Origin of the sequence: Candidatus Accumulibacter contiguus, from assembly GCF_036625285.1 — a bacterium.
Taxonomy (GTDB): Bacteria; Pseudomonadota; Gammaproteobacteria; order Burkholderiales; family Rhodocyclaceae; genus Accumulibacter; species Accumulibacter contiguus.
In genome coordinates this window covers 1131620-1155916 of the sequence record NZ_JAZKUC010000002.1, presented here as the reverse complement: position 1 = coordinate 1155916, position 24297 = coordinate 1131620, and the positions used below count along the sequence as shown (strand labels likewise).

Genomic DNA, 24297 nt, shown 5'->3' with positions numbered 1-24297 from the left:
CTCTGATGGGAAGGTCTGATGGAAAGAATCGTGATTGCGGTAGCCGGGATGAGTTGCCAGGGCTGCGTGCAGAGTGTCACCGCCGCCCTCCGGGCGCTGCCCGGTGTCGAGCAGGTGGAGGTATCCCTCGCTTCTGGGCAGGCCAGCGTCGCCTGTGACCCAGCACTGGTGAGTGCCGCCGAGTTGCGGCAGGTGGTCGAAGAAGCGGGATTCGACGCCAGTTAATGTGCAAGTCGCGTCAGCGACTCACGAATGTTTCCGCGTAGCGATCTTCGCCATCACCTGTCACACACCGCACACCCGCCCTGCTTGGTCAAGAAAAATGTCCAGAAAAAAAACCGGAACCAACGAAGCTGTTGCACCGCAAGCCCCCTCGACCGCAGCGATCAGACTGACGCAGTTCTCGCACGGCGGCGGTTGCGGATGCAAGATCGCTCCCGGCGTACTCGAACAGATCCTCGCCAAGACCTCGTCAGCGATCGTGCCTCGACAACTGCTGGTCGGTATCGAGACCAGCGATGACGCTGCCGTCTATCAACTCAACGCCGAGCAGGCGCTGGTGGCGACCACCGATTTTTTCATGCCGATCGTCGATGATCCTTTCGACTTTGGCTGCATCGCCGCGACCAACGCGCTCTCCGATGTCTATGCCATGGGAGGCGTGCCGCTGTTGGCCCTGGCGATCGTCGGCATGCCGGTCAACAAGCTGCCGCTGGCCACCATCAAACGGATTCTCGAAGGCGGCGAGTCCATCTGCACCAGGGCAGGCATTCCGATTGCCGGCGGACATACCATCGACTCGGTCGAGCCGATCTACGGCCTCGTCGCCATCGGCCTGGTGCATCCGGACAACCTCAAACGCAATTCCGGCGCCCGCCCCGGCGACCAGCTGATTCTCGGCAAGGCACTCGGGGTGGGTTTCTTCAGCGCGGCGCTGAAGAAAGGGCTGTTGTCGCACGCATGCTACACAGCGATGATCGCCGCAACGACGCAGCTCAACACGCCGGGCCGCGCGCTCGCCTGCCTGTCCGGCGTACACGCGATGACCGACGTCACCGGTTTTGGTCTGCTCGGCCACCTGGTTGAAATCTGCAAGGCCTCGGGCGTTTCGGCAAAGATCGATTACACGGCCCTGCCCTTGCTGCCGAATGCGCTCGATTACGCAGCAAAAGGCTGTATCACCGGCGCTTCCGGGCGCAACTGGGCGAGTTATGGCGAGCACGTCAGTCTCCAGAAGAAACAATTCGGCGACCCCGAACAAGCGCTGCTGACCGACCCGCAGACCAGCGGTGGCCTGCTGGTCGCCTGTGCCCCCGAAGTGGTCACCGAAGTCCTGGCGATTTTTCTGCAGGAAGGATTCGACCACGCCACGGTGATCGGAGAGATCTGCGAAGGCAAGCCGCAGGTGTACGTGCTCAAGAGCCAGGCCGGCTAAAAAAATGGGGACACCTTGCAGTGTCCCCCTTGCAACCCATCGACTTCAGCCGAAGGAAAAACGCCCGCGGTGTTCTCCCGCGCTTGTGTCCGCTTGAAGGCAGCAGCCGGCCAGCGCGATGGGTACGCGCCGGCAACTGATGCAGGAACCGCTTACGCGAACAGCCACCCAGCGTCGACCGACGTTTGACTACCGGCGGCGTTCAGCAATTCGGCGATCCCGGTCAGCGTGACGCCAGCAGCAGCAGCGTCCTCAGCCGACACGTTGAAGTACACGTCGGTCATGTCCACCGTCTGCCCGTCGGACATCGTCGCGCTGCTGCGCTCGAGATGCACGTTACCCTGACGGTCCAGGAACGGCAACTCGGTGTAAGCCGTGACCAACTGACTCACGCCGGCCTCGGCAAGTGTCATCAGTTCGCCGTCGTCGGTCTGGTGATTACCGTTGATGTCCCGCCAGATCCTCAGATCGGCAAAGGCTGTGTCGCCAGCATTGACCAGGCCATCGCCATTGCTGTCATATTCGGTCAGTTGCGCAAAACCCGCACCCTTGGCCGTGCCGCCGAACAGTTCGCTGATGCTGTCGACCTTGCCGTTGCCGTTCTTGTCGACCGCCAGGAAACCATCGCCGCCCGAGATCCAGCCCGAAGCCACTGCGCTGCCGTTGCCGAAGAGGTCGAAACTGCCACCGGAAGCGGCGCGGCTGACGGTCTGGATGCCGTTGCCATCGAGGTCGATGACGATCGGCGTGATGCCGGCGTCGCGGGTCGGGTCGTACTGGTTTGAAACCAGCGAAAAGGCGTCCGTTTGGCTGATGTTGACCAAAGTTCTCACCCCCGACGTGCCAATATCGCTATCGATCGCGTCGTTCGTGCCCTGATCCTTGCCGGCCCAATACCAGGTGTTCATGTTGACACCGTTGTACATGATATTGCCCTTGTCGAACTCGAGCTTGTACTTACCTGGATCGAGATTGGTAAAGCTGTAGTTGCCGCTGCTATTCGTGGTGGTGGTGCGCACCGCCGGGTCGTCGCCGTTGCCGAAAACCCCATCCGCTCCAGCGCCAATCAACTTGACCTTGATCCCGCCGATGCCGGGTTCACCGCTATCCTGGATGAAATTGTGGTTCTTGTCTTCCCAGACCTTGTCGCCGACCGAAGCCTTGCGGTAGAGGCCCGCATCCCAGCTCAGGTCGTTTTCACCGTTGATCAGCGTCGTGAGAACGGTCTTCCCGGTTGCCGGATCGATGTCGGAGTCGGTCGCATCGTTTCCACTCTGATCCTTCGGCGAAACGTAGTAACCCGTAGGCGCCACCACCTGCACCTTGTAGTCACCCGGAGTGAGATTGCTGAAGAGGTAATTGCCGTTGGCATCGGTGGTGGTGGTAGCGACGGTGCCATCCGACGAGTTGAGCAACTTGACGGTCACTCCACTGATCCCTTTCTCACCCGTATCCTGAACCCCGTTGGCATTGAGGTCTTCCCAGACGCGGTCGCCGAGCGATGCGAGAACGGGTTGCGCAGCCGGATTCTTGTAATGGCTGAGGTCGGAGTCGGAAGAGGCACCCGGAACCGTCACTGTCGCCTTGTTCTCATAAACGCCCGAGGAGGACTGCCTGACCGTCAGTTTCTCGATCTTGAACCGATCCTCCGGCGTGGTATCGCCCGTCCAGCCGGCAATCACCAGCACGTTGCCGGACAAGTTACCGGCGTTCAGGTCGGCCAGCCGGGTCGTACTGAGGTCGGTCAGATTGACCTCGGTGAACCCCAGCGCGGTGAGTTCAGCGTCGCTGAGCATCGTGTCATGGTTGTTGAACGGGTCGTTACGCGTGCCGATCCACACCGACATGTCGCTGTCGCCGACGACATAGCCCAGGAAGGCCGAGTCGACGACCACGTTCTGATTGAACTCGAACAGCACGTAGTTGTCCCGGCCGCCCATATTGTCCACTGTATGCGTGTCGCCACTGCCGCTCTCGCTGCTGTCGGTCACGCCGAGTCCGCCGCCGTAGCTGCCGAGGTAGGCTTGCGCCCAGGCTCCGGTGCTTTGATCGCGGCTGAAGGCGCTGGTCTTGACCGACAGTGCGCCGGAGGTGAAGGTGCGAACGTTGCCGTCGCTCCCGTCCGTAGCGCTGCTGCCCGAGAAGTCGAAGGTGGTCGCGGCGCCCGCAGTCGTCAGGTCCTGGACGATGCCGGTGGCCTTGTACAGCCAAACCTCGTTCGGGTCCAACTGATTGTTGGCGTTGCTGTCGCCCGACTGGTAGGTGATCTTGCCATTGGCCACCGAGAGGTCGTCCGCGGTACTTGCGGTCGTGCCGTTGTCGTCGACGATCGCCACAGCGCTTTTCGCAAAGGCCACGTTGCCCGTATTGCTCACCTGGTAGGTCCAGGTGACGCTCGAACCGGGTGTCAGGATCGGCACCCCGGCGCCGTTGGCCGCATCCTCGTTGTCGTAGTTCGGCGCAGTCGAATTGCTGTTGCTCGGTCCGTTGGTGGTCTTCTCGATGTCGATCTTCGGCGTCGGGGTCGGCGCTACGGGGTTCTTGTAGTGGCTGAGGTCGGAGTCGGAAGGTGCACCCGGAGCCGTCACCGTCGCCTTGTTCTCATAGACCCCCGAGACCGGCTGGACCGTCAGTTTCTCGATCTTGAACCGATCCTCCGGCGTGGTATCGCCCGTCCAGCCGGCAATCACCAGCACGTTACCGGACAAGTTACCGGCGTTCAGGTCGGCCAGCCGGGTCGTACTGAGGTCGGTCAGATTGACCTCGGTGAACCCCAGCGCGGTGAGATCGGCGTCGCTGAGCAGGGTGTCATGGTTGTTGAACGGGTCGCTGCGCGTGCCGATCCACACCGACAGGTCGCTGTCGCCGACGACATAGCCCAGGAAGGCCGAGTCGACGACCACGTTCTGATTGAACTCGAACAGCACGTAGTTGTCCCGGCCGCCCATATTGTCCACTGTATGCGTGTCGCCACTGCCGCTCTCGCTGCTGTCGGTCACGCCGAGTCCGCCGCCGTAGCTGCCGAGGTAGGCTTGCGCCCAGGCTCCGGTGCTTTGATCGCGGCTGAAGGCGCTGGTCTTGACCGACAGTGCGCCGGAGGTGAAGGTGCGAACGTTGCCGTCGCTCCCGTCCGTAGCGCTGCTGCCCGAGAAGTCGAAGGTGGTCGCGGCGCCCGCAGTCGTCAGGTTCTGGACGGTACCGGTCGCCTGGTATAGCCACACCTCGCCAGGCTCCAGGAGAGTATCGGCATCACCGGTCTGTACGCTCTGGAACGTAATCTTGCCGTTGGCCACCGAGAGGTCGTCCGCGGTATTGGTCGTTCCATTGTCGTCGACGATCGCCACAGCGTTTTTCTCAAATGTTGCGCTGCCCGTATTGGTCACCTGGTAGGTCCAGGTGACGTTCGTACCTGGTGTCAGGATCGGAACCCCGGCGCCGTTGGCCGCGTCCTCGTTGTCGTAGTCGGGCACAGTCGAATTGCTGTTGCTCGGCCCATTGGTGGTCTTCTCGATGTCGATCTTGGGCGTTACCAGACCCGCATCGATGGTCGGGTTGTGCTCGCCCGCGGTCAGCGTGACGATCTGGCTCAGGCCCGTCGGGCTGACGTCGGAGTCCTTCGTGTCGTCGCCGCCCAGATCCTGGCCGGTGTAGTTGTACCCCGCGGGCTTGCTGAACTGCACCTGGTATTCGACGCCCGGGGTCAGCCCCGTGAATTTGTAGAAACCGTCGGCGCCGGTGGTGGTGGTCGCCGTGGTGTTGTCGCCGCTCGTGGCGATCTTGCCGTCGGCACCGCCGCCGATCAGGGTGATGGTCTGCCCCGTGATGCCGGTCGCGCCGTCATTCTGCTGGCCATCGCCGTTGCTATCCACCCACAGCCGGTCGCCCAGGCTGGCGAGAGGAATCACCACGCCCGCATCGAGGGTCGGGTTGTACTCACCCGGCGCTAGCGTGACGATCTGCGTCTTGCCCGTCGTGGTGTCGGCGTCGGAGTCGGAAGCGTCGTTGCCGACGTTCTGGCTGGTGAACAGGTAGCCGGCCGGCAGGTCGCTGAACTGCACCTGATATTCGACGCCCGGCGTCAGGCCCTTGAATTGATAGAAACCGTCGGCGCCGGTGGTGGTGGTCGCCGTGGTGTCGCCCACGCCGTCGATCTTGCCGTCGGTACCGCCGCCGATCAGGGTGATGGTCTGCCCCGTGATGCCGGTCGCGCCGTCATTCTGCTGGCCATCGCCGTTGCTATCCACCCACAGCCGGTCGCCCAGGCTGGCGAGAGGAATCACCACGCCCGCATCGAGGGTCGGGTTGTACTCACCCGGCGCTAGCGTGACGATCTGCGTCTTGCCCGTCGTGGTGTCGGCGTCGGAGTCGGAAGCGTCGTTGCCGACGTTCTGGCTGGTGAACAGGTAGCCGGCCGGCAGGTCGCTGAACTGCACCTGATATTCGACGCCCGGCGTCAGGCCCTTGAATTGATAGAAACCGTCCGTGCCGGTGGTGGTGGTCGCCGTGGTGTCGCCCACGCCGTCGATCTTGCCGTCGGTACCGCCGCCGATCAGGGTCACGGTCTTGCCGCTGATCCCGGTCGTGCCGTCGTCCTGCTGGCCGTTGGCGTTGCTATCCACCCACAGCCGGTCGCCCAGGCTGGCGGGGGGGATCACCACGCCCGCATCGAGGGTCGGGTTGTACTCACCCGGCGCTAGCGTGACGATCTGCGTCTTGCCCGTCGTGGTGTCGGCGTCGGAGTCGGAAGCGTCGTTGCCGACGTTCTGGCTGGTGAACAGGTAGCCGGCCGGCAGGTCGCTGAACTGCACCTGATATTCGACGCCCGGCGTCAGGCCCTTGAATTGATAGAAACCGTCGGCGCCGGTGGTGGTGGTCGCCGTGGTGTCGCCCACGCCGTCGATCTTGCCGTCGGTACCGCCGCCGATCAGGGTCACGGTCTTGCCGCTGATCCCGGTCGTGCCGTCGTCCTGCTGGCCGTTGGCGTTGCTATCCACCCACAGCCGGTCGCCCAGGCTGGCGGGGGGGATCACCACGCCCGCATCGAGGGTCGGGTTGTACTCACCCGGCGCTAGCGTGACGATCTGCGTCTTGCCCGTCGTGGTGTCGGCGTCGGAGTCGGAAGCGTCGTTGCCGACGTTCTGGCTGGTGAACAGGTAGCCGGCCGGCAGGTCGCTGAACTGCACCTGATATTCGACGCCCGGCGTCAGGCCCTTGAATTGATAGAAACCGTCGGCGCCGGTGGTGGTGGTCGCCGTGGTGTCGCCCACGCCGTCGATCTTGCCGTCGGTACCGCCGCCGATCAGGGTCACGGTCTTGCCGCTGATCCCGGTCGTGCCGTCGTCCTGCTGGCCGTTGGCGTTGCTATCCACCCACAGCCGGTCGCCCAGGCTGGCGAGAGGAATCACCACGCCCGCATCGAGGGTCGGGTTGTACTCACCCGGCGCTAGCGTGACGATCTGCGTCTTGCCCGTCGTGGTGTCGGCGTCGGAGTCGGAAGCGTCGTTGCCGACGTTCTGGCTGGTGAACAGGTAGCCGGCCGGCAGGTCGCTGAACTGCACCTGATATTCGACGCCCGGCGTCAGGCCCTTGAATTGATAGAAACCGTCGGCGCCGGTGGTGGTGGTCGCCGTGGTGTCGCCCACGCCGTCGATCTTGCCGTCGGTACCGCCGCCGATCAGGGTCACGGTCTTGCCGCTGATCCCGGTCGTGCCGTCGTCCTGCTGGCCGTTGGCGTTGCTATCCACCCACAGCCGGTCGCCCAGGCTGGCGGGGGGGATCACCACGCCCGCATCGAGGGTCGGGTTGTACTCACCCGGCGCTAGCGTGACGATCTGCGTCTTGCCCGTCGTGGTGTCGGCGTCGGAGTCGGAAGCGTCGTTGCCGACGTTCTGGCTGGTGAACAGGTAGCCGGCCGGCAGGTCGCTGAACTGCACCTGATATTCGACGCCCGGCGTCAGGCCCTTGAATTGATAGAAACCGTCGGCGCCGGTGGTGGTGGTCGCCGTGGTGTCGCCCACGCCGTCGATCTTGCCGTCGGTACCGCCGCCGATCAGGGTCACGGTCTTGCCGCTGATCCCGGTCGTGCCGTCGTCCTGCTGGCCGTTGGCGTTGCTATCCACCCACAGCCGGTCGCCCAGGCTGGCGAGAGGAATCACCACGCCCGCATCGAGGGTCGGGTTGTACTCACCCGGCGCTAGCGTGACGATCTGCGTCTTGCCCGTCGTGGTGTCGGCGTCGGAGTCGGAAGCGTCGTTGCCGACGTTCTGGCTGGTGAACAGGTAGCCGGCCGGCAGGTCGCTGAACTGCACCTGATATTCGACGCCCGGCGTCAGGCCCTTGAATTGATAGAAACCGTCGGCGCCGGTGGTGGTGGTCGCCGTGGTGTCGCCCACGCCGTCGATCTTGCCGTCGGTACCGCCGCCGATCAGGGTCACGGTCTTGCCGCTGATCCCGGTCGTGCCGTCGTCCTGCTGGCCGTTGGCGTTGCTATCCACCCACAGCCGGTCGCCCAGGCTGGCGAGAGGAATCACCACGCCCGCATCGAGGGTCGGGTTGTACTCACCCGGCGCTAGCGTGACGATCTGCGTCTTGCCCGTCGTGGTGTCGGCGTCGGAGTCGGAAGCGTCGTTGCCGACGTTCTGGCTGGTGAACAGGTAGCCGGCCGGCAGGTCGCTGAACTGCACCTGATATTCGACGCCCGGCGTCAGGCCCTTGAATTGATAGAAACCGTCGGCGCCGGTGGTGGTGGTCGCCGTGGTGTCGCCCACGCCGTCGATCTTGCCGTCGGTACCGCCGCCGATCAGGGTCACGGTCTTGCCGCTGATCCCGGTCGTGCCGTCGTCCTGCTGGCCGTTGGCGTTGCTATCCACCCACAGCCGGTCGCCCAGGCTGGCGGACTGCAGGACGACGCCGGCATCGATGGTCGGGTTGTGCTCGCCCGCGGTCAGCGTGACGATCTGGCTCAGGCCCGTCGGGCTGACGTCGGAATCCTGCGTGTCGTCGCCGACGTTCTGACTGGTGAAGAGCATGCCAGCAGGGGCGGTGAACTGTACTTGATAATCGAGTCCCGGGGTCAGGCCCTTGAATTCGTAGTAACCATCAACACCGCCATTTTGATGCGTGCTGGTCGTCGCGAGCAACTCGTTTCCACCATCAAAGATGCCATTGCTATTGAGGTCGCGCCAAAGATTGACTGTCACCCCATTAATGCCGGTGTTACCGTCATCCTGAATGCCATTGGTGTTCTTGTCTTCCCAGACATAATCACCCAGACTGGCCGGATGAACTTTCGTGATGATTGGTTGGCGAGCACTTCCCAGATCCAGAACGACACCAATATACTGATTATTGTCTGGAACAAATCCATCGTGACTGTTGGCCGCGAGGACGATCGCGTCAACGTCAGCGGAGCTTACCGGCCCATCAGCCACGATATCTTGGCCAGTGATATACTTGGGAAATCCCATCAGTACCCAGATTGCCGACTGGACCTCACCGTAATTGAACGTTGAGCCGGACGTGTAATCCTGATTGAGCACCCAATTGACGAGATCCAGATTTCCCTTTGTCAGGACGAGGCCACCTGGCAGCAAGTTCAACTCATAACTGGAATAGATGGTTGCCGCATAGGAGGAGCCGTCGCCGGTGATATTGAGGTCTGGATTAAGACACCAGCCATCCAGCCATCCCAGCCCTTGGTAATAAGAATTGCCGGACAGGGTCAAGTCCAGATAGCTCGCCGGAAGGTGATCGAGCCGTTGCTGGGCGCTTTCTCTCCAATAACTCCAGAGCGAACTAATCGTGATGGTAGGCTGGGGCATGGCTTGGTCTCCAAAATATAGATGATTCAGTATGTGTTAAGCAAGGAGTCGGCTTGTAAACACTCACCAAGAATCAAGAACAAACGAGTGCGTTTGCACTTGCATAAGCCGTTGCCGGTCATTGATTCCGAAAGGAAAATACAAGCAGTAGTCGAGGCTGCTGAACTGCCTCGAATCAGAGTACGGAAACAAATGCAGGGAAAAGCTTATCAGGACTTCTACTGGACTTGAGCGACCTTAAGCCTCCAACAACGGCGCACCCAGCACATGCTGTAAACGTGTGCTGGGTGGTTTCTTCACTTCCTTATTACTTCCGCTTGCGAAGCGCCACAAGCAACCCCAAGGCGCCAATACCCATCAGCGTAATGCTGGTGGGTTCGGGTAGATCACGGGCAAAAGCCGGCATGGCAGCAGACATCAGAACAGCGATAGAGAGTAGAGAACGCATGGGGAGACTCCTCTTGGCAAAGTTGATCATTATTAGGACCTTTACTACCGACCAGTTGAGCGGCAGCCGCGCATCCTGAAGCAGAAATCGTGCCAACTTTTCTTCTGCTATGGTTTAAAGAAAAAAATTCGGTTTCGACTGAAGGACCATCGCACAGCACTGTAAAAATTTCCGACACCGGTCCTGCGAGCTGGCAGCTTCCTGACAGATCAGCACCACCGCCTCGGTGGCGATGCCCTCGCCACGGCTGACAAAGCCCAGCCGTTCGACGGTCTTGGCCTTGCCGCAGCTTGCGGGCACCTGCAGGTAGGCAGCGATGTGGGCGGCCATCTGCGGCAGGTCTGGCGCCATCTTCGGCTGCTCTGTGATGATCGTCGCGTCGACATTGCCGATTTGCCAGCCGGCCTGCGCCAGCAGCGCAAGCGTCGCGCGCAGCAACTGCCGACTGTCGGCACCCCGATAGCGGGCGTCGGTATCGGGAATCGGCTACTCATAATTTTATTTATGAACTAAACTAAGTATCTGTCCAGAAATAACTTGTACAACTTATACGAGTAGGCGACGATCTCGTCATGAGTAATGACGAGCTAGTTGAAACGATCCGTAAGAAGTTCGAGCGCGTGTCCACGGTTTTGGATGAGCGGGGGCGTCGTGTGTGGGCGTTGGCGGAAGCCGAGGCGCTCGGTTACGGCGGACAAAGCATCGTCGCTAAAGCCACGGGGCTATCGCGAATGACGCTGTATTCGGAAAAATGCGGTCATGCCCAGGACGACCCGGCGGGTTCTCGTAGACACGTCCGAAAAGCAGGGGGTGGACGCAAGAAGCTGATCGAGCACGAGCCGACATTGCTCTCGGCGCTGGAAAGATTGGTGGAACCGACCACCCGGGGAGACCCTGAGAATCCTTTACGGTGGACCTGTCTGAGTACCCGTCAACTGGCGGCGGCCCTTGAACAACAAGGCCACCGGATTGGTCGTCAGACCGTAGCGGTTTTGCTGGATAAGTTGGGCTATAGCCTTCAGGGAAATCAAAAGACCAAGGAAGGCACCGTCCATCCGGACCGGGATGCTCAATTCCGTTACATTCACGGTCGAGTCGAGGATTTCCAACGACGGGGACAGCCTGTGGTTTCAGTCGATACCAAGAAAAAGGAACTCGTCGGGGACTTCAAAAATGGAGGCCGAGAGTGGCGCCCCAAAGGAAACCCCGAACCGGTTCGCGTTCATGACTTTATCGACAAGACCCTAGGCAAAGTGAATCCCTATGGCGTCTATGATCCAACGGCAAACACCGGTTGGGTTAGCGTTGGGGTCGATCATGACACCGCCGAGTTTGCGGTGGAAACGTTACGACGGTGGTGGGAAAAGATGGGACGAATTCGTTATCCCGGGGCTACCGAACTGTTGGTGACTGCGGATGGTGGTGGCAGCAATGGGGCGAGAGTACGGTTATGGAAGGTCGCTTTACAGCGTCTGGCCGACCAAACCGGCCTATGCATCTCGATCTGCCATTTTCCACCGGGAACTAGCAAATGGAATAAGATCGAACATCGGATGTTCAGCTACATCAGTATGAATTGGCGAGGAAAGCCTCTGGTCAGCCATGAGGTCATCGTCAATTTGATTGCTGCCACCACCACACAAGCAGGCCTAAAAATTGAGGCGGAGATGGATACCAACACCTACGCGAAAGGCATACACGTGACTGATGATGAACTCGATAAAGTTCACATAGAACGCTCCGAGTTTCATGGTGAATGGAACTACACCATCCGGCCATCGGTTTGAACTTGTACAACTTATTTCTGGACAGATACTAAGCGGACTAGATTTACAGGAGCAGGAGCCGTTCATGCAAACGTTCAACATTCACGATGCCAAGACCCAGCTATCGCGCCTGGTCGAACAAGCCGCCAAGGGCGAGTCATTCGTGATCGCCAAAGCCGGTAAGCCTATGGTCAAGGTGATGGCGCTCAATGCACCAGAGTCCTCTCAAATGAAACGGATCGGCTTCTTGGCCGGTCAGGTCACTGTGCCGGAAGCCAGGGTATTCAATGCGCTGGGGAGCGAAGAAATCGTAGCGATGTTCGGCGGTGAGGAATGAAGCTCCTGCTCGATACCCATCTGCTGCTTTGGACCGGGGTGTCGGGAAACGATACGGCGAACGGATCTCTGCCGACGGAGGTGTCCGCACTGATCAAGGACGAGACGAATGCCTTGTATTTCAGCCCCGCCAGCGTTTGGGAGGTCGCCATCAAGAATGCGCTCGGCAGGGCCGACTTTCGTGTTGACCCGCACCTGTTCCGGCGCGCGCTCCTCGACAACGGCTATATCGAGCTGCTCATCAACAGGGGTGCGAACGAAAGTGTTGGGCGAGTCCCGCTCTGATAATTGTCAGCGACGTGAGCAAACGTAAGGAAATTAGCGGAGAGTTGCGATAGAGTAGGGAACCCATCCACGGAGAGAAGCCATGCCTAAGATTTCCCACATCGAACCTTGCGATTCCAGAGACTTGGTGGCCCGTTTGGAGGCTAATCCAAAGATACTGGCGAAAGTGCTAGAGATGCTGGAGTTGGTGGAGAACGCCGAAGGGGATCTGCGTCGGGCCGATGAAGCCGAGCGCCGCGTGATAGAAATTCTCCGCGGGACGGGCCAGGAGATTCTGACGGGATGGGCCGAGCAGGTTGCTGAGGCGGTGACAGCCGAGGTGCGGGCCGCTGAGCCGGTCGTGGTACACGCGAAAAAAAAGTTCTCTGGTATACGACATACGGCTCGGTCATGGTGGAGGAGGAATGCTTTCTCCACAAAGAAACAAACCGGCTGCTTCGTCCTTTTTCAGAAGCTGCCGGTGTCCGTTGCCGGAGCCATTCTCTGCCACTGGAGCGCGCCGTGACGGACTTGGGCGCCGACCTTCCCTTTGGACAGGTTGCGGCAAAAATCAAGGAGCACTACGGTGTTGACTTGGCGGTCAGTGCGCCCCGGACGCTCACCGAACGGGTGGCCTGTGAATTAACGGAGGCAGATTGCCTGCCGGTGGCGGGCCCATCGAACACCGCGAAGAGGCTGATTGTGGAGACGGACGGCGGAATGGTGCCCCTTGTCGAGACCGTGGAGGGCGCTGCGGACGCCCGCAAGGGGAAGCGCACGCACTGGCGAGAAGCGAAGGTCTGTATCGCACAGCGGCAGGGCGAGGCCGTTCCCAAGGCCGGCGTGACGATGGAGGGTCCCCGGGAAGCGGGGGCCATCCTGAAGCGGCTGGTCGATGCGCTGGGATTTGGCCCCAAGACCCAGGTTCACTGTGTTGGCGACGGGGCGGCTTGGATAAGCAGCCAAATCGAGGAACTGTTCGGTACTCAGGGGACCTTCCTGGTCGACTTGTTCCACGTCTGCGAATATCTGACCCCAGCCAGCAAGGTCTGCGCGCCGGATTCTGCCCAGGATTGGGTGGCCTCCCAGAAGGCGCGATTCCTGCTGGGACAGGCCCGCGAGGTGGTTGCAGAGATGAAACTGCACCTCGAACCTGCATCGGTCGATGACCCGCAGGCTCCGGTGCGCGTCGCCTGGCGCTATTTCTCCAACCGACTCGACCAGTTGGACTACCCCCGCGCACTTGCGCTGAATCTGCCCGTCGGCTCTGGCGAGGTCGAGAGTTCTCATCGCTACCTCGTGCAGGCCCGCCTCAAGCGCCCAGGGGCTTGGTGGCGTGCGGACATGGCTCAAGCCATGATCAACCTGCGTGTCATGCGACATAACCAGCTGTGGGAAACCTATTGGGAAAAGCGCTGGGCGGAGCCTCTACGCAGAGCGGCTTAAAACCGAGACTCCCCGTCCAACACTTTCGTTCGCACCCCATCAACAGCGAGCACACCGCAGGTGTGGCAAACTTGCCTGGTCATCACAAAGATCCTTTCGACCGACTTCTGATTGCCCAGGCGACAGTCGAAGGCATCACTCTGCTTACCAATGACGTCCAGGTGGCCGCCTACAGCATGAGTCCGATTCGGCTGATCTAAGAGCGGCTGACCTCTCGTGCGGCTGCGGTCCGCTCGCCTGCCCGTCCTCTGCCATGAATACCCCCACCCCACGACCCATGACGTTTCCTTCTTCAGACACGACCGCAAGGTGGAACATCGCGATCATCACGACGCATATGGCGTAGCATATGAGCCTGAACGAGGCGAGTATTTCCAACCAGGGATGAGCCTGAGGGAAAGACCTTCTACCAGGAAACCTTCAATCCTTGGCTCCATCTGCACCGCCCGTGCCTGTTCGCCACCACGATCGCCAATACCAAGGGCAAGATCGTCAAATGCTATAAGCATGACTCAGATAAAATTTCGCACGGGTGTTTTCAAGAAACGAGTCCGCTGTTATAATTTTACGGCTGCATGGGGTGGCATCGATGCCCTTGCCGCTGTAGCTCAGTCGGTAGAGCAGCGCATTCGTAATGCGAAGGTCGACAGTTCGATTCCGTCCAGCGGCACCAGAAAATCAAGCACTTATCCCGGCTCACAAGGTCGGGCTCTTTGCTTTCTGGCCTTCATGTAGCCACCATGTAGCCAGATTCGAGCAATCCAGATCAACGCGCGTGAGTGTGCCTCACAGACCGCCGGCGCTCCATGCGCCTGTGAGCGCCATCCGACCGTCAAGGATATTTCTCCTGGACGGGTAGGAGTTCCCGGCGCGTGCGGGTGCAACTTTCAAAATCACGCCAAAGAGCGTGTTTTAACCAGGAGTTCCCCGCGGGTGCGGCATACCATTGGATCAAGAAAGAGCCAATGGTCTGTGGGGCGCGAAGCCCCTTCAAAGCCGCGCCATCAACGACCTTGGCGTCCGGGAATGCACGCTCGATGTCGCCCTGCCTGCGGGCGCGAACCAGCAACGTGCTGCCGGTCGGATCGCCCTTGTCGACGACGCTCAGAAATGAATCGGCCAGGAAAATCCACATGCTGTTACCTCTGCAAGTTATTTGGCGCCGACCATCTTCGCCAGCGGGTGATCAACGGTGCGATTGAGGATGCCGAGCAGCTTCGCCTTCGGAACCAACGAGACCGCCTGCGACTCCCAGCCGCAAGCTGCAGGGGTGCCACCGACACGGCGAGCGCGGTAGTACCGGCAGACCGACGTGGTGCGCTCCACGTCCATCAGGAACCCTGTGATGGCTACCTGCAGGCCAGATTCCTCGAACGCTTCCTTGATGGCGACCGCCTGCATTGGCAGCCCGCCCTCGGTGGTGCCCTTCGGGAACGTGGCCTTGTAGCCGCCGAAGGCGTTCGACGGATGGATGACCCATATCCGCCCGTCCGTCTCTTCGATGACCACGCCGGCCGCGGCTTTCATCCCGGTGCTGGCGTGAAAGGCGGGCTCGATCAGGTTGTCGTCTTGACCTGGTGCGTTCGCCCAGCCGGCGGTGGTGGTCGGCGCGTCCTTCCACGGCGAGAACGGGATCCCGTTGATGGCCTTCGGCATCCAGCCGTCCGGCGTCACCGTAGCAACGTGTTCGGCGTCCAGCCATGCCTCGGGCGGGCCATCGGCGTGCGGGTGACTCAGTTTGACCTTCTGGCCGTGATCGTTGAGCTTCGGGTGATAGCAGATCGTCATGTCGTTCCTCGTCGGTTGGTGATGACGTGACAATGCCACACTCACGGTCGGCAACAAAGCTCTTGAAACATCCGCCATTGGCGTATAGTGTTCGCCTATGGAATTCATCGAGACACCAACCTTTACCCGCCTGCTTACTTCTACTTTGCCACATTTCTAAAATGGTTGAAATACAGGCTATTGAGCTACATATCTAATGCTCTACCACATAAGGAGTATGACGATGAAATCGCCAAATTTATTTATTTGGGATCGGGCGTGCGGTGGCCAGCTGCTGCGAGAATCTGACCAGCCATTTTCAGTCGTTCCGGGAGTGTTTCCGCAGTAAAACGCGAAGCACGGCCGAGCAAGCTGAACAGTACTTGCGGGGCCTTTTTCAAAGCCCTCGTGCGAACCTGGAACAGATGAGCGAGACGGTGGCGGAGACCGAGTATTACAGCCTCCACCACCTGTTGAGCGATGCTGCATGGGACTTTGAGAATGTGCGTCGGGAGACGGCGCGACAAGCGGACGAGTGGATCGGTGGGCCAGAGACGGGACTGTTGCTCGATGAGTCTGGGGTCCAAAAGAAGGGCGACCATTCAGCGGGCGTCGCCAGGCAGTACAACGGTCGCCTGGGTAAGGTCGAGAACTCGCAGGTTGGAGTGTATGCCGCCTTGGCACGAGGGTCGCAGGCGGCGATCATCGACTTCGAATTGTTCCTTCCAGAGCGTTGGGTTGAAGACGCCAAGCGTTGCCAGGAAGCGGGGATTCCGGAATCGGCACGGGTCTTTCGGACTAAGCCGCAGATGGCTGCCGAGATGGTCAAGCGGGCACGAGCCGCCGGGGTGCGCTTTGGCTTCATCGGTGCCGACGGCCTCTATGGCCACGCGACTTGGCTGCTGTTTGATTGGGACGATGCAGGTGAGGTATTCGCCACCGAGGTGCACAGCGACCAGCAGTTTTACTTTACCGATCCGGGAAAGGCGTGGGTACCGGCCTGGGAAGCCCGCGAATGGGCCGCGCGCCTGAAACGAAAGGAGTGGCACCCGGTGATCCTGCGCGACGGGGAGAAGGGTGAAGTGCGCGCGATGTTTGCCCATACCCGCGTGTGGATCAGTCATCCGAACAGCGCACAGGCCCGCCAATGGCATCTCCTGGCACGCCGCGATGGCAAGGAGGTGAAGTTCATGCTCTCCAACGCGGCGCCCGACACGCCACTTCGCGAGCTGGCACGCATGCAGGCACAGCGCCACTTCATCGAGCGCGCCTTCGAGAATGCGAAAGGTTGCTGTGGGATGGCCGACTACCAGGTACGCAAGTGGCGGGCTTGGTACAACCACATGGCGCTCGTCTGCGTTGCACTACTCTTTCTCGTCAAGGAGCGGCGGCAACACTCACCCTACGCCGAGTTACTGTCCTGTGCCGATGTCGTCGACATGCTCGTGGCGCAGCTCCCGGTGAAGATTCACGGTCGCGAAGACCTCGTGCGAATCATCGCCGAGCGTCATGCACGGCGACAAAGCGCCCGCGACAGCGCCTACCGAAGGCAGCCGCCAGCACCCAAAAATGCCATTAGAATCTGTTAATGTAGAATTACGGGCGTTCTCTCCGATGATGAGTACATGGAATTGCAAAATGAACTCGTCGATGACCCTGCCAAAGGCGACTTGATCAAAGGCGGGGGCGGCATCCGCAAGCTGCGCCACGGGGTTCAAGGGCGCGGCAAGAGTGGCGGGGTCCGGGTGATTTACTACTGGGTCAAGGATGACCATTTGATCTATCTGCTGGTGATCTATCCGAAATCGAAGAAGGATGATCTGACCGACAAGGAAACCGCCATCCTGCGCGATTTCGTCAAGGAGCTATGAGCATGGAAACCACACTGTTCGATGACCTGGTGCAAAGCCTGAAGGAGGCTCGCGCCATTTCCAAGGGCGAGGCGCCGGCATCTCGTCGCTTTGAAGTCACGCCACCGGATGCCAGGGCCGTGAGGGAGCAGATCGGCTTGTCTCAAAGCGAGTTCGCCAGCTTGATGCAGGTCAGCGTCAAGACCCTACAGAACTGGGAGCAACATCGGCGCCACCCAACTGGCCCAGCCGCTGCACTCTTGAAAATCGTCTCATCTGCTCCAGAAGTGGCGCTCAAATCCCTGCACGCCTGATCGGCCGGATCGCCCGCCTGGTCAGGCACCTCTACGAATCTGTGGCTGACCGTGCCGATGCATGGCACAATTGGCTGCGTACATTTCGTCGTCCGTAGCCGCTCCCTGCACAGTTGAGCACGACGATTTGTGAAGCGGGCTTGGCGCGGTGGCTTGCTTCAGGCTTTGGCCAAACGGGATCGTGGTCGCCTTTCCGGAACTTTCTGAGGGCGATACAGCAAACGGTGGCGACAAACCGGAGTCGTTAGAAGGCTCAGGGCAATCGCTTACACGGATAGCATGATGTCTTCGCTCGCCGTCGCCGAGAAAGCGAGACTGATCAAGGATTCGCGGTAATCCTGATGCCGGTCGGCGTGAACGCGTCGGCGGCGCAAACCCATCTTCGAATCCTCATCCTTGCGCAAGGTCGCCAAGTCGAACTTGCGCAGAACGGAGAAGTTCCGCGCTGAGTGACCTTTGCGGGCACGGCAGTGATCCTCGCGGAAGACCACATCGAGTGTCCAGTGCAAACCGTTCTCGATGCCCCAATGGTTGCGAGACGCATTGGCGAACATGGCGACGGTCTGGACGCCGCTGGAACCAATGGCGTAACGATGCTCGGTATGGACGGTATTGCCGATTTCCCGCACCGACTCGATCATGCCCACACCCCCGAGTTTCTTCCACGCCTGGCGCATCGGCTTGTCCATCCAGGAGACGTCATGGATCCACGTGTAGCGGCGTGTCTCGATCCGGCCGTGATCCTTCTCGATTTCCTCAAAACGCTGAACGTTCAGGCGACCAAAGCCGGCCTGGTTGCCCTCCTCAAAAAACTCCCGAATCGCTTCGGCCAAGTTCTTCTGGTTGTCTTTGACCTGCAGGACGTAATCCCCACCCCGGTCGACGATCTTCTCCGCCACCTCGGTTTGGCAACCCAGAGCATCTGTTGTGGCAATACATCCTTTTAATATGAGTACCTCAAGCAAGTTCTTGAGCCCCGCCAACTCGTGTCCCTTGCCGCAAGTTCCCTCCTGCGCCAGACAAAGGCCACTTCCTACCGCGTAGGCCGTCACCCTATGGAGGAGTTCATTGCTTCCTTTCTTCCCCGAACCACGCAAGGTCTTCCCGTCGAAAGCGACCACTCCTTCCACGACACCGACCAATCCCGCGACCCATTGCCGAAAGCGCTCCTCAAATACGCTCCCATCCAGCACCCGAAAGATATCGCCAAACGTGTCATGGGAGGGCGTACCTCCTTTCAGAGCCCAACCAAATTGCTCCCGCAACCACTCTTGTCGATCTCGACACCAGTCTGCGACCTCCGCCCAGTTGTCGGCGCCACACAGAGTCGCGCAAACCGCCATCACCACCGTTTCCATCAAGACGTAGCGCTTGGCCGGACCTCGACGTTTGTCCGGCAATCCCGAAAAGGAGAGAGTAGACCCCATTGCTATTTGCAAATCAATACTATGGCATAAATGCATGATAGTAAAAGAATATTCTCAGCTGCTTACGACATCTGCGTAAGCGATTGCCCTGTGTTAAACAGGGGCTTACAGGCCAATAACAGGCCGTTGTGCTAAATCATGCTGCGTGACTTTTGCGTGACTTGTCGGATTTCCGGCCTGTTTTGGCTGCCAAATCCGGGGTTTTCGGGTTCGTTTCGGGTATGATTCGAGTCGTTCTCTTGGAACCGATCTGATCCACCAAGATTCTGGTTATGCCCCGCGTAGAAATACGAGAGCCAGTCGAAGGGAATCCCTTCTGAAGCCAGCCATGCCTCCTGTGTCACCGCAGACAGGGTGCGAGATCGGAAAGAAGCCGCGTCGAAAGACTCGGCTTTTTTCACGTCTGCAGGTCCAAAACGTCGAAACCCCGGACCGATTGAGTAAATCGTCCGGGGTTTCCTCCACATTTCACAGCTTGCGCGACCCATCGCGGATCGGCCCTTTCGGGTCCGGGGGGGCACCTTCCTTGGTTTCCTCGGGAGGTAGTTGCTGGCCTGGTCAGGTGACCATACCGGGCGCTGCGTGTCCGGTCAAGCCTGGTGTGCTGCTCGTTCCGGCCTGGGTATCAGTGTGGCTGCGTATAGGTTCAGGACGCTGCCGGCAGCCTGTGCATCGCCCTGCAGCGCCCGTGCAATCTGCTGCTCAAGGGTCTGCTCGACGTATGGGTCGATCACCCTGGCGGCACCAAAGAAAAATCATGCTCGCGAAGGTGTTAAACAGGAATTCCTGGTTGCGCTACTTCCTGCGTGTGCCCTCCTGAAACCTGTTCATCGCTCGCCACACGTCGAAGTAGGCGTCGTGCCGGTCGTTCTCGGCCACCTGGTTCTTGAAGTTCCCGTATTCGATCTTCCGCACCGATTCGGCGATCGTATCCGCGACCTGGCTGCGCAGGATGCGCGCCCGGTATCGGTAGTCGGTTCCTGCGCCTTCGATGACCTGCGCCTCGGGGAATACACGCTCGATGTCGCCGCTTCTCCTGGCGCGAACCAACAGCGTGCTGCCGGTCGGATCGCCCTTGTCGACGATGCTCAAAAATGAGTCGGTCAGAAAAATCCACATGTTCGTGTCCTCAATCCGGTGACATCAACAGCGCCTTGAGTAGCGGCGCATCCTTGCTGTTGGTCAGGAAGCTGGCCAGTGCCGCTCGGGGCACCAGCGACACCGCTTGCGACTCCCATCCCATGTCGGCCGGGTTACCGCCGACGCGCCGGGCCAGATAGTAGCGGGTCGTCGTCATTGTGCGCTGCGAATCTGCCAGGAAGCCGGTGATCTGCACCTGGAGCCCTGCTTCCTCGTGGGCTTCCCTGATCGCCACCGCCTGCAGGTGTGAGCCGAGTGCATCGGCCCTGCCCTTGGGGAACGTCGCGCTGTAGCCACCGAACCCGTTGCTCGGATGAACGATCCACACCCGGCCATCCACTTCCTCGACCACGACACCAGCGGCAGCGTGCTTGCCCGAGCCGACCTGCAGGACCGGTTCGACGAGATCCCCCATCTGGCCCGGCACGTTCTTCCAGCCTATCAGCGTCGTCGGCGCGTCCGACCAGGGCGCGAACGATACGCCGTTGAGTTGGGTGGGCATCGGTCCGTCCGGGATGACCGTCGCGGATTGGTGGGCGTCATGCCAGGCGCCGAGCTTCGTCGGGGTGCTGGGGTGCTTTATCTTCACGGGCTTTCCATGTTCGTCCAGGCGAGGATGCAGGGGCAGCCCCGGTTCCGGCTCGGGCTCATCCGCCCGCGGGTCGTCTTCATCAACGGCGCACTCCTCGCACTCGTCCTCGTCAGTCTCAGCTTCGGCCGCCGCACGCTCCCAGACGTAATCCTTAAGCGTCCGTCCCGGCATGTAGACCGTGTTGGTGCCCAGCAGCACGGCGGCGACAAAGGCTTCCAGCGCTTGCAGACGTTGGCTTCCCACTTAAAGCGGGACAGTCATGCTACCGATAGAGTCTGAGGATGAAGGGAGCTGAGGAGATGGGAACTGGTTGCCGCATCTCCTGTATCATCAGTTTTATGACAAAAAAACTCTACGACTCAAGCCATACGGACAACCAGCCGCGTCATTTTTGCCGCACTTACTTCTACATTAACAGATTCTAATGGCATTTTTGGGTGCTGGCGGCTGCCTTCGGTAGGCGCTGTCGCGGGCGCTTTGTCGCCGTGCATGACGCTCGGCGATGATTCGCACGAGGTCTTCGCGACCGTGAATCTTCACCGGGAGCTGCGCCACGAGCATGTCGACGACATCGGCACAGGACAGTAACTCGGCGTAGGGTGAGTGTTGCCGCCGCTCCTTGACGAGAAAGAGTAGTGCAACGCAGACGAGCGCCATGTGGTTGTACCAAGCCCGCCACTTGCGTACCTGGTAGTCGGCCATCCCACAGCAACCTTTCGCATTCTCGAAGGCGCGCTCGATGAAGTGGCGCTGTGCCTGCATGCGTGCCAGCTCGCGAAGTGGCGTGTCGGGCGCCGCGTTGGAGAGCATGAACTTCACCTCCTTGCCATCGCGGCGTGCCAGGAGATGCCATTGGCGGGCCTGTGCGCTGTTCGGATGACTGATCCACACGCGGGTATGGGCAAACATCGCGCGCACTTCACCCTTCTCCCCGTCGCGCAGGATCACCGGGTGCCACTCCTTTCGTTTCAGGCGCGCGGCCCATTCGCGGGCTTCCCAGGCCGGTACCCACGCCTTTCCCGGATCGGTAAAGTAAAACTGCTGGTCGCTGTGCACCTCGGTGGCGAATACCTCACCTGCATCGTCCCAATCAAACAGCAGCCAAGTCGCGTGGCCATAGAGGCCGTCGGCACCGATGAAGCCAAAGCGCACCCCGGCGGCTCGTGCCCGCTTGACCATCTCGGCAGCCATCTGCGGCTTAGTCCGAAAGACCCGTGCCGATTCCGGAATCCCCGCTTCCTGGCAACGCTTGGCGTCTTCAACCCAACGCTCTGGAAGGAACAATTCGAAGTCGATGATCGCCGCCTGCGACCCTCGTGCCAAGGCGGCATACACTCCAACCTGCGAGTTCTCGACCTTACCCAGGCGACCGTTGTACTGCCTGGCGACGCCCGCTGAATGGTCGCCCTTCTTTTGGACCCCAGACTCATCGAGCAACAGTCCCGTCTCTGGCCCACCGATCCACTCGTCCGCTTGTCGCGCCGTCTCCCGACGCACATTCTCAAAGTCCCATGCAGCATCGCTCAACAGGTGGTGGAGGCTGTAATACTCGGTCTCCGCCACCGTCTCGCTCATCTGTTCCAGGTTCGCACGAGGGCTTTGAAAAAGGCCCCGCAAGTACTGTTCAGCTTGCTCGGCCGTGCTTCGCGTTTTACTGCGGAAACACTCCCGGAACGACTGAAAATGGCTGGTCAGATTCTCGCAGCAGCTGGCCACCGCACGCCCGATCCCAAATAAATAAATTTGGCGATTTCATCGTCATACTCCTTATGTGGTAGAGCATTAGATATGTAGCTCAATAGCCTGTATTTCAACCATTTTAGAAATGTGGCAAAGTAGAATTACAGACCAGGGAAAACGAAGCCTGCGTGCAGTGGGGGAATTAATTCATCGCCCGAAAAGCAGTGTTCATCGCCACCTGCAAGCGCAAGCCCGTAGGAACCGACATCCTGAATCGGGGTTTTGGGAAACCGAAGAGGGGGAGGCATGGCTGAGATTGCTGGTATTTGCTGTGCTGTACACGTTCGGGCTGCAACATCATGTGGGGGCGGGTGCCTTGTCGGATTTCTTCCAATTGATCCGCCTTCATACCCATGTGGGGGTGTCTCCCAGCGCCTTGCAGACCCAACTCAGCCGGATGGAAGCGCTGTTGCCCCTGTTTCAGCAACAGTGTGAAGCCTCGGTACCGACGCGGACACGCCAAGCGGTGGTGGCCGCGGATGAGACGTTCTTTGGGGAGATTCTGATCTTGGTGCTGATGGATTTGTCCTCGGGCTACCTATTGCTGGAGTCGATTCAGAAGGACCGGGGTTTCGATACCTGGTTTGCCCAGGTGACCCCGCGCCTGGAAGCACTGGGTATCGAAGTCAACCACGCCATCAGTGACCGGGCGAAGGCCCTGATCAAATTAGCGGTCACAGGCTTTGAGTGTACCTCGGGCGCGGATACGTTCCACGAGCAATATGGCCTCAGTCGCTGGTTGTCACCGGCCTTGGGACGTCGAAAAGCCAAGGCGGATCAGTGCTGCGAACTGGCCCAGAAGGCCCTTGATCAGCCGTCGCGCGGAGCCAGTACCGAGGAAAAGGCGGCTTTGGCGGCACAACAGGCCTGTGCCTGGGAAGCCCGCGCGCAAGTGGAACAGGCGCAGCAAGAGTACCAGAAGCAGTTGCTGGGAATCGCCGAGGAAATCCATCCCTTCTCCCTGGAGGAGAATACTCGCACGACGGCGGAGAGCGTAGTGGCAGGACTGGAAACGCGAGCACAGGCCCTGGAAACTCTGGCGGCGCAACAAGGGATCCAGGATACCCGTTCCGCCCTGAAGAAGTTCCGTGCCCAGATCGGCGCCTTATCGAGTCACGTCAGCTTTTGGTGGCTTTGGGTAGAAGAAATCCTGCTGGGCTGGTCTCTGGATGAAGCGACTCGGCAATGGCTGACGAGCAAGCTGTTGCCCGTACTCTATTGGCACTACCAAATGCGGAAAACGCAAAACAGGGTTCACCGGAAACGGTATCAGGAGGCTTGGCAGCGAGCATTAGAGGCCTGGAAAGCAGACCCGTTCCATTCGGGATTCTCCGAGAGTGAGTTGCAGCGCTGGCTAGAATGGGGGGAATGGATGGTGCGACAGTTCCATCGCAGCTCCTCCGCCGTCGAAGGGCGCAATGGCCGCTTGTCCCAGTTGTATCATAACGGGCGAGGTCTGACGAAATGCCGCCTGGCTGCGCTAACGGTTATCCACAACTATGGGGTGAGACGTAGTGACGGCACTATCGCAGCCGAACGTCTGTTTAGCACCTCTTTCCCTGATCTTTTCGATTGGCTGCTCAACCAGATGGGGGAACTTCCCTTACCGAGGAAGTCCCGCCACCGGGTTGTGCATAACCCATTGAAGTTAGAGATTGTCCCGGCTTAAGTGGGAAGCCCAGACGTTCGAGCAACACTTCCATGTCGAAGTGTGGGTTCTTGACCGCTTCGGAGATGAGGCTATCGATCTGCAGCGAGACACCGGCCAGACCTTCGGAGACGATGCAGGAGAGATTTTCTCCAGCGTAGTAATCCGGATCGAGGTCGAAGTAGCGAACGACTGCCTTGCTGTTAGTGGCTGGAAGGAAGCGCGCATAAATGGCGCAGAAGAATGGCAGAGAATGCTGGACTGATTGAGTGGACAAAGGAGGGGCCGGTAAGGGCCCCTTGAG

General features: G+C 59.9%; 21 protein-coding genes and 1 tRNA gene. 13 read left to right on the top strand and 9 right to left on the bottom strand.

Annotated features, from left to right (window positions below; all coding sequences use genetic code 11):
- Positions 1 to 18 precede the first annotated feature (18 nt).
- Complete coding sequence (locus V5B59_RS24095; protein ID WP_034911155.1) at positions 19 to 225, top strand: heavy-metal-associated domain-containing protein; 207 nt, start codon at positions 19 to 21, stop codon at positions 223 to 225.
- A gap of 97 nt (positions 226 to 322) precedes the next feature.
- The gene (gene selD / locus V5B59_RS24090) at positions 323 to 1435 is read left to right on the top strand and encodes a selenide, water dikinase SelD (RefSeq protein ID WP_169071410.1); all 1113 of its coding nucleotides are present in this window, start codon (positions 323 to 325) and stop codon (positions 1433 to 1435) included.
- 152 nt (positions 1436 to 1587) lie between these two features.
- Here the strand turns inward: selD and V5B59_RS24085 are convergent, their stop codons facing one another.
- The 3 genes from V5B59_RS24085 to V5B59_RS24075 form a co-directional block, all read right to left on the bottom strand.
- Complete coding sequence (locus V5B59_RS24085) at positions 1588 to 9159, bottom strand: SdrD B-like domain-containing protein (RefSeq protein ID WP_332352433.1); 7572 nt, start codon at positions 9157 to 9159, stop codon at positions 1588 to 1590.
- A 403-nt stretch (positions 9160 to 9562) separates the two neighbouring features.
- The gene (locus tag V5B59_RS24080) at positions 9563 to 9703 is read right to left on the bottom strand and encodes a PEP-CTERM sorting domain-containing protein (RefSeq protein WP_287648335.1); all 141 of its coding nucleotides are present in this window, start codon (positions 9701 to 9703) and stop codon (positions 9563 to 9565) included.
- A 114-nt stretch (positions 9704 to 9817) separates the two neighbouring features.
- Entirely contained in the window at positions 9818 to 10186 is a 369-nt protein-coding gene (locus V5B59_RS24075) for a 2-C-methyl-D-erythritol 2,4-cyclodiphosphate synthase (RefSeq protein ID WP_332352485.1), read from the bottom strand.
- Between the two features lie 89 nt (positions 10187 to 10275).
- On the opposite strand from V5B59_RS24075, the gene V5B59_RS24070 reads away from it, so the two are divergent.
- The 6 genes from V5B59_RS24070 to V5B59_RS24040 all read left to right on the top strand — a co-directional run bounded on the left by V5B59_RS24070 (position 10276) and on the right by V5B59_RS24040 (position 14188).
- The gene (locus V5B59_RS24070; protein ID WP_332351424.1) at positions 10276 to 11490 is read left to right on the top strand and encodes an ISAzo13 family transposase; all 1215 of its coding nucleotides are present in this window, start codon (positions 10276 to 10278) and stop codon (positions 11488 to 11490) included.
- Positions 11491 to 11554: 64 nt separating this feature from the next.
- The gene (locus V5B59_RS24065) at positions 11555 to 11806 is read left to right on the top strand and encodes a type II toxin-antitoxin system Phd/YefM family antitoxin (protein WP_034908969.1); all 252 of its coding nucleotides are present in this window, start codon (positions 11555 to 11557) and stop codon (positions 11804 to 11806) included.
- Positions 11803 to 12090, top strand: coding sequence for a PIN domain nuclease (locus tag V5B59_RS24060; protein ID WP_332352432.1), 288 nt, complete (start codon positions 11803 to 11805; stop codon positions 12088 to 12090). The genes V5B59_RS24065 and V5B59_RS24060 overlap by 4 nt, the downstream gene beginning before the upstream one ends.
- An 82-nt stretch (positions 12091 to 12172) precedes the next feature.
- Complete coding sequence (locus V5B59_RS24055) at positions 12173 to 12595, top strand: hypothetical protein (protein ID WP_034931510.1); 423 nt, start codon at positions 12173 to 12175, stop codon at positions 12593 to 12595.
- Positions 12592 to 13515, top strand: a complete 924-nt coding sequence (locus V5B59_RS24050) for a hypothetical protein (RefSeq protein WP_332351391.1) — start codon at positions 12592 to 12594, stop codon at positions 13513 to 13515. Before V5B59_RS24055 ends, V5B59_RS24050 begins: the two co-directional genes overlap by 4 nt.
- A gap of 597 nt (positions 13516 to 14112) precedes the next feature.
- A tRNA-Thr gene (locus V5B59_RS24040) sits at positions 14113 to 14188 on the top strand.
- A gap of 159 nt (positions 14189 to 14347) precedes the next feature.
- Here the strand turns inward: V5B59_RS24040 and V5B59_RS24035 are convergent.
- A complete protein-coding gene (locus tag V5B59_RS24035) occupies positions 14348 to 14650 on the bottom strand; it encodes a hypothetical protein (RefSeq protein WP_034908973.1) in 303 nt (100 codons plus the stop codon).
- Between the two features lie 17 nt (positions 14651 to 14667).
- Entirely contained in the window at positions 14668 to 15303 is a 636-nt protein-coding gene (locus V5B59_RS24030; protein ID WP_034908975.1) for an NUDIX hydrolase, read from the bottom strand.
- 263 nt (positions 15304 to 15566) lie between these two features.
- Between V5B59_RS24030 and V5B59_RS24025 the strand changes: the two genes are divergently transcribed.
- Genes V5B59_RS24025 through nadS form a run of 3 tightly spaced genes read left to right on the top strand, consistent with a single transcriptional unit; the run spans position 15567 to position 17446 of the window.
- Positions 15567 to 16871, top strand: coding sequence for an IS701 family transposase (locus V5B59_RS24025; RefSeq protein WP_246149239.1), 1305 nt, complete (start codon positions 15567 to 15569; stop codon positions 16869 to 16871).
- Between the two features lie 36 nt (positions 16872 to 16907).
- On the top strand, positions 16908 to 17153 hold the full coding sequence (locus tag V5B59_RS24020) for a type II toxin-antitoxin system RelE/ParE family toxin (RefSeq protein ID WP_332352431.1): 246 nt from the start codon (positions 16908 to 16910) through the stop codon (positions 17151 to 17153).
- 2 nt (positions 17154 to 17155) lie between these two features.
- Complete coding sequence (gene nadS, locus V5B59_RS24015; protein ID WP_034908978.1) at positions 17156 to 17446, top strand: NadS family protein; 291 nt, start codon at positions 17156 to 17158, stop codon at positions 17444 to 17446.
- Positions 17447 to 17712: 266 nt separating this feature from the next.
- On the opposite strand, the gene V5B59_RS24010 is transcribed toward nadS, so the two are convergent.
- From V5B59_RS24010 to V5B59_RS23995, 4 genes are all read right to left on the bottom strand, one after another.
- Entirely contained in the window at positions 17713 to 18873 is a 1161-nt protein-coding gene (locus V5B59_RS24010) for an ISAs1 family transposase (RefSeq protein ID WP_332352430.1), read from the bottom strand.
- Between the two features lie 795 nt (positions 18874 to 19668).
- A complete protein-coding gene (locus tag V5B59_RS24005; protein ID WP_034919850.1) occupies positions 19669 to 19992 on the bottom strand; it encodes a hypothetical protein in 324 nt (107 codons plus the stop codon).
- Positions 19993 to 20002: 10 nt separating this feature from the next.
- Entirely contained in the window at positions 20003 to 20848 is an 846-nt protein-coding gene (locus tag V5B59_RS24000) for an NUDIX hydrolase (RefSeq protein ID WP_332352429.1), read from the bottom strand.
- 168 nt (positions 20849 to 21016) lie between these two features.
- Entirely contained in the window at positions 21017 to 22321 is a 1305-nt protein-coding gene (locus V5B59_RS23995) for an IS701 family transposase (RefSeq protein ID WP_246149239.1), read from the bottom strand.
- A gap of 157 nt (positions 22322 to 22478) precedes the next feature.
- Here V5B59_RS23995 and V5B59_RS23990 point away from each other — a divergent pair, with 157 nt between their 5' ends.
- Both V5B59_RS23990 and V5B59_RS23985 read left to right on the top strand, forming a co-directional pair.
- Positions 22479 to 24014, top strand: coding sequence for a DUF6399 domain-containing protein (locus V5B59_RS23990; protein ID WP_332351228.1), 1536 nt, complete (start codon positions 22479 to 22481; stop codon positions 24012 to 24014).
- Positions 24001 to 24258, top strand: coding sequence for a hypothetical protein (locus V5B59_RS23985; protein ID WP_332352428.1), 258 nt, complete (start codon positions 24001 to 24003; stop codon positions 24256 to 24258). The genes V5B59_RS23990 and V5B59_RS23985 overlap by 14 nt, the downstream gene beginning before the upstream one ends.
- Positions 24259 to 24297: the final 39 nt, after the last annotated feature.